This window comes from Verrucosispora sp. SN26_14.1, from assembly GCF_004307965.1.
GTDB lineage: Bacteria > Actinomycetota > Actinomycetes > Mycobacteriales > Micromonosporaceae > Micromonospora.
Genome location: NZ_SISL01000490.1, coordinates 1 through 4,251 on the forward strand (window position 1 = coordinate 1; position 4,251 = coordinate 4,251).

The following is a 4,251-nucleotide window of genomic DNA, read 5'->3' on the forward strand; positions in this document are numbered from 1 at the left end:
CGCCGCGATCGCCGACGGCACCGCCGGCGGACCGATGCTCGACGAGGTGGCCCGTCGGCTGGCCCTGGGCGTGGCGAGCACCTGCGTGGTGCTGGACCCGCCGCTGGTGGTGCTCGCCGGTGAGGTGGGGCAGGCCGGCGGGGCGGCGTTGGCCGAACGGGTACAGCACGAGGTGGCCGCCATCACGCTGGTCCGCCCCCGGGTGGTGTCCACCGGGCTGACCGAGGAACCGATCGTGCACGGGGCGTTGCGGACCGCGCTGGACGCCGTCCGGGACGAGGTCTTCGGCTCCACGGTCGGCTGAGCCGCCGATGCCGTCCATGTGAAGGAAGTCTTCAGCATCGGCCCGGAGGTGGCAAGGAGTTGTCGCCTCCGGGCCGGCGCTCAGGTCAGGTCGCGGCGCCGGAACAGCGCGAAGGCGGCCACGGTGAGCCCGACGGTGAGCGACAACAGCACGGCCAGTGCCGGTCGCCAGGTCAGCGTGTAGAGACCGTCGCAGTAGCTGGAGAGCAGATTGGTGCAGGCGCTGTCGTCCCAGAGCTCGACCCTGCCGGTGAGCCACGCCCAGACGTAACTGGTCAGCATGAGTTGGTCGGGTCGGGGCGTCCCGACGATCTCCAGCACGATCCGGCCGCCCAACTCCCACACCACCAGGTACGCGGCCACCGCCCCGAGTGCCGCCGAGGTGTGCCGGCCCATCGTGGCCACGGCGAAGCCGATCGCCGTGGCCAGGAGCACCAGCACCAGGCCCCGGACCCAGATCGCGCCCAGGCTGCCCCAGAACGTCGGATTCGTCGGGCCGGGATGGCCGGCCAACTGGGCGATCGTCCAGAAGGTGACCAGGTAGGTCGCCGAGGCGAGCAGGGACAGGGCCAGCACCGCCCCGAGCAGCGTGCCGAGCTTGGTGCCCAGCACCGTCATCCGGCGCGGTCGCCACAGCAACAGGTTCACCACGCCGCCGGAGTTCAGGTCGGCGCCGATCGCCGAGGCCCCCACCAGGAAACCGAACAGCACCAGGAACGCCACGAGGAAGTACAACAGCGGCTCGGCCTGCCGGGTGAAGGTGAACACGCCGTCGAGGTAGTCGGCCGCCACCGGCAACCGGTCCCGGAGCGCCGGATCGACCTCGCTGCAGTCGGCCGGCAGGTAGCCGTCCTCCTCCCGGGGCGGCGAACCCTGCTGTCGGGCCAGGCACCGGTCGTGCTCCAACTCCAGTCCGCGCCGGTCGTCGGCGGCCTGTCGCTGGGCCGCGGCCAACTCGGCCGGACTGGGACTGTGCGAACCGGCGATCGTGGTGCCGGCGGTGACCACGAAGGCCAGCGCCAACAACGCCACCATGAGCTGGACGAAACGGCGGGCCGCCAACCGTTCCGCCTCGGCACGGATCAGGTTCACGCGCCCACCTCCCGGACGCCGAGGTCGATCTCCCGGCCGACGGTCGGGTCGTCCGACGTGTCGTGCACCTGCCGGGGCACCCCCACCGGCCCCGGTGCGCCGGTCAGATCCAGGAAGACGCTCTCCAGATCCGGGCGCAGCGGCGTCAGTTCGCGTACCCAGACGCCCTGCTCGCCCAGCGTCCGGTTGACCAGCGCCGGATCCGGCACCCCGTCCACCACCAGGTGGTCGGCGTGCCCGGTGACCGCCCACCCGGCGGCCACCAGCAACTCCTCGGCCCGGCCCAGGTCGTCGGCGCGGACCAGGCACTCGTGCCGGTCGTGGCCGGCGAGCACCTCCGCCACCGGACCGCTGGCGGCCCGTCGCCCCCGCGAGATGATCGTGACGTGGTCGCAGATCACCTGGATCTCGGCCAGGATGTGGCTGGACACCAGCACGGTCACGCCGCGCTCGGCCAGCGCCCGCATCAGGTCACGCATCTCCCGGATGCCCGCCGGGTCCAGCCCGTTCGCCGGCTCGTCGAGGATCAACAGCTCCGGTTGCTTGAGCAGCGCCGAGGCCACCGCCAGACGCTGCTTCATGCCGAGCGAGTAACCCTTGACCCGCTCGTGCGCCCGGTCGAGCAGACCGACCTGCTCCAGCACGTCGTCGACCCGGGCGATCGGTACGCCACCGGCCAGCGCGAGCAGCCGCAGCGTGCGGTACGCGGTGAAGTTGCCGAAGAACTGCGGACTCTCCACGATCGCGCCCACCCGGCCCGCCACCTGGGGCAACTGCTCCGGGGCGGAGGCGCCGAGCACCCGCATCCGGCCCTGGTCGGCGCGTACCAGCCCGAGCAGCGCCCGCAACGTGGTCGTCTTGCCCGACCCGTTCGGGCCGAGGAACCCGTGCACCTGACCGGCCTCGACCAGCAGGTCGAAGCCGTCGACCGCGACGCGGCTGCCCCGACGCAGGCTACGGAAGGTCTTCCGTAGACCGTCGATCTCGATGACCGCACTCGCCATGAGCCGCCCTTCGGGTGAGCAATGACACGGCGCCCCACCCTACGGCGGGCGCGTACGCCCGTGGGGGCAGCCCGCTGCTGCGTGGTTGGATGGGCGGGTGACTGGTGACCTGATCCCTGGCGCCGGTGGCGCCACCCCCGCCCCCTCACCCGTGGACGCGGATCTGGTGGTCAGCCTCGACGGCGTCGCCGTACGCCGGTCCGGCACCGCCCTGCTGCACGATGTGGACTGGCGGGTCGAACTGGACGAACGCTGGGTGGTGCTGGGCCCCAACGGCGCCGGCAAGACCACGTTGCTCAACCTCGCCGCCGGGCGGCTGCACCCGACCACCGGCACCGCACACGTGCTGGGCGAGCGGATCGGCCGCACCGATGTGACCGAGCTGCGTACCCGCATCGGGCTCGCCACCGCCGCGCTCGCCGAGCGTCTGCCCGCCGACGAGCGGGCCGTGGACGTGGTGATGACCGCGGCCTGGTCGGTGGTGGGCCGCTGGCGGGAGAGCTACGACCCAGCCGACGAAACCCGGGCCCGGGCGCTGCTCGACCAGCTCGGGGTCGGCGCGCTGACCGACCGGACGTACGGCACGCTCTCCGAGGGCGAGCGCAAGCGGGTGCAGATCGCCCGGGCGCTGATGACCGACCCGGAGCTGCTGTTGCTGGACGAACCGGCGGCCGGGCTCGACCTCGGCGGCCGCGAGGACCTGGTGGGCCGGCTCGCCGAGCTGGCCCAGGACCCGGACGCCCCGGCGTTGGTGCTCGTCACGCACCACGTGGAGGAGATCCCGCCCGGCTTCACCCACGCGCTGCTGCTGCGCGACGGCGCCGTGATGGCCCAGGGGCTGCTGGCCGACGTCCTCACCGCCGACAACCTGACCAAGACCTTCGGCCTGCCGCTGCTGGTCGAACGCCACGGCGAGCGGTACACCGCCCGTGCCGCGTGAAAGGAGGGGTCCCCTGCTAACGCCTGCGGTATAGCAGGGGACCCCTCCTTTCACCTCAGACGAGCCAGCCAGCACGAGCCAGCCACACGAGCGAGCCGGAGGAGGCTTTCGTGCCCCAGACCCGGGTCGCCGTGGTGGGCAGCGCGAACATGGACCTGGTCGCCACCGCCCCGGCCCTGCCCCGGCCGGGGGAGACCACGCTCGGCACCGACTTCGTCACGGTGCCCGGCGGCAAGGGGGCGAACCAGGCCATCGCCGCCGCCCGCGCGGGTGCCGCCAGCACCTTCCTCGGCGCGATCGGTTCCGACTCGTTCGGGGTGACCCTGCGGGCCCGGATCGCCGCCGCCGGGGTCGACACCAGCCACCTCCGCACCAGTTACGGCGCCTCCGGGGTGGCCCTGGTCATGGTCAACGCCGCGGGCGAGAACGCGATCCTGGTGACGCCGGGCGCGAACGGCTCGATGACCGCGCTCACCGAGGGCGAACTGGCCGCCGTACGGGACGCGGACGTGCTGGTCGCCCAGTTGGAGATCCCGGTGGAGACGGTGACCGAGGCGGCGGTGGCCGCCCGGGCGGCCGGCACCCGGGTGGTGCTCAACGCCGCGCCGGCCGTTCCGTTGCCGCCGGACCTGCTGGCCGCCGTGGACCTGCTGGTGGTCAACGAGAACGAGGCGCAGACGTACACCGGTCGGGGCCGGGACGAGCCGCAGGCGCTGCTCGACCTGGTGCCCCGGGCGGTGCTCACCCTCGGCGCGCAGGGCGCCTGGTACGGCGACCGGGACGGTGTCGCCGCGCACGTGCCCGCCGTACCGGTGGACACGGTGGACTCGACGGCCGCCGGGGACGCGTTCACGGCCGCGCTCGCGGTGGCCTGGGGCGAGGGCCGGGACCTGGTCGACGCGGTCCGCTGGG

Annotated in this window: 4 protein-coding genes and 1 pseudogene; 3 read left to right on the top strand and 2 right to left on the bottom strand. The window is 73.2% G+C overall.

The window, feature by feature from the left end:
• Positions 1 to 304 (top strand): annotated as a pseudogene (locus tag EYA84_RS27670) (ROK family protein); the annotation flags it as partial.
• An 80-nt stretch (positions 305 to 384) separates the two neighbouring features.
• Here EYA84_RS27670 and EYA84_RS27675 read toward each other — a convergent pair.
• Both EYA84_RS27675 and EYA84_RS27680 read right to left on the bottom strand, forming a co-directional pair.
• Positions 385 to 1,395 carry an ABC transporter permease subunit gene (locus tag EYA84_RS27675; protein WP_131056773.1) on the bottom strand — a complete coding sequence of 337 codons (1,011 nt, stop codon included), beginning with the start codon at positions 1,393 to 1,395 and terminating at the stop codon, positions 385 to 387.
• Positions 1,392 to 2,399 carry an ABC transporter ATP-binding protein gene (locus EYA84_RS27680; protein ID WP_131056775.1) on the bottom strand — a complete coding sequence of 336 codons (1,008 nt, stop codon included), beginning with the start codon at positions 2,397 to 2,399 and terminating at the stop codon, positions 1,392 to 1,394. Before EYA84_RS27680 ends, EYA84_RS27675 begins: the two co-directional genes overlap by 4 nt.
• Before the next feature lie 97 nt (positions 2,400 to 2,496).
• Between EYA84_RS27680 and EYA84_RS27685 the strand changes: the two genes are divergently transcribed.
• Together EYA84_RS27685 and EYA84_RS27690 are read left to right on the top strand one after the other, a co-directional pair.
• Positions 2,497 to 3,339: an ABC transporter ATP-binding protein gene (locus EYA84_RS27685; protein ID WP_131056777.1), complete on the top strand. Its 843-nt coding sequence runs from the start codon at positions 2,497 to 2,499 to the stop codon at positions 3,337 to 3,339.
• Between the two features lie 110 nt (positions 3,340 to 3,449).
• Positions 3,450 to 4,251 (top strand): ribokinase (locus EYA84_RS27690; RefSeq protein ID WP_131056779.1); only part of this gene is annotated, 802 nt, incomplete at its 3' end.

Excerpts from the sequence above, each read along its gene's own strand:
- EYA84_RS27680 (WP_131056775.1), bottom strand. The coding sequence starts at position 2,399 with ATGGCGAGTGCGGTCATCGAGATCGACGGTCTACGGAAGACCTTCCGT.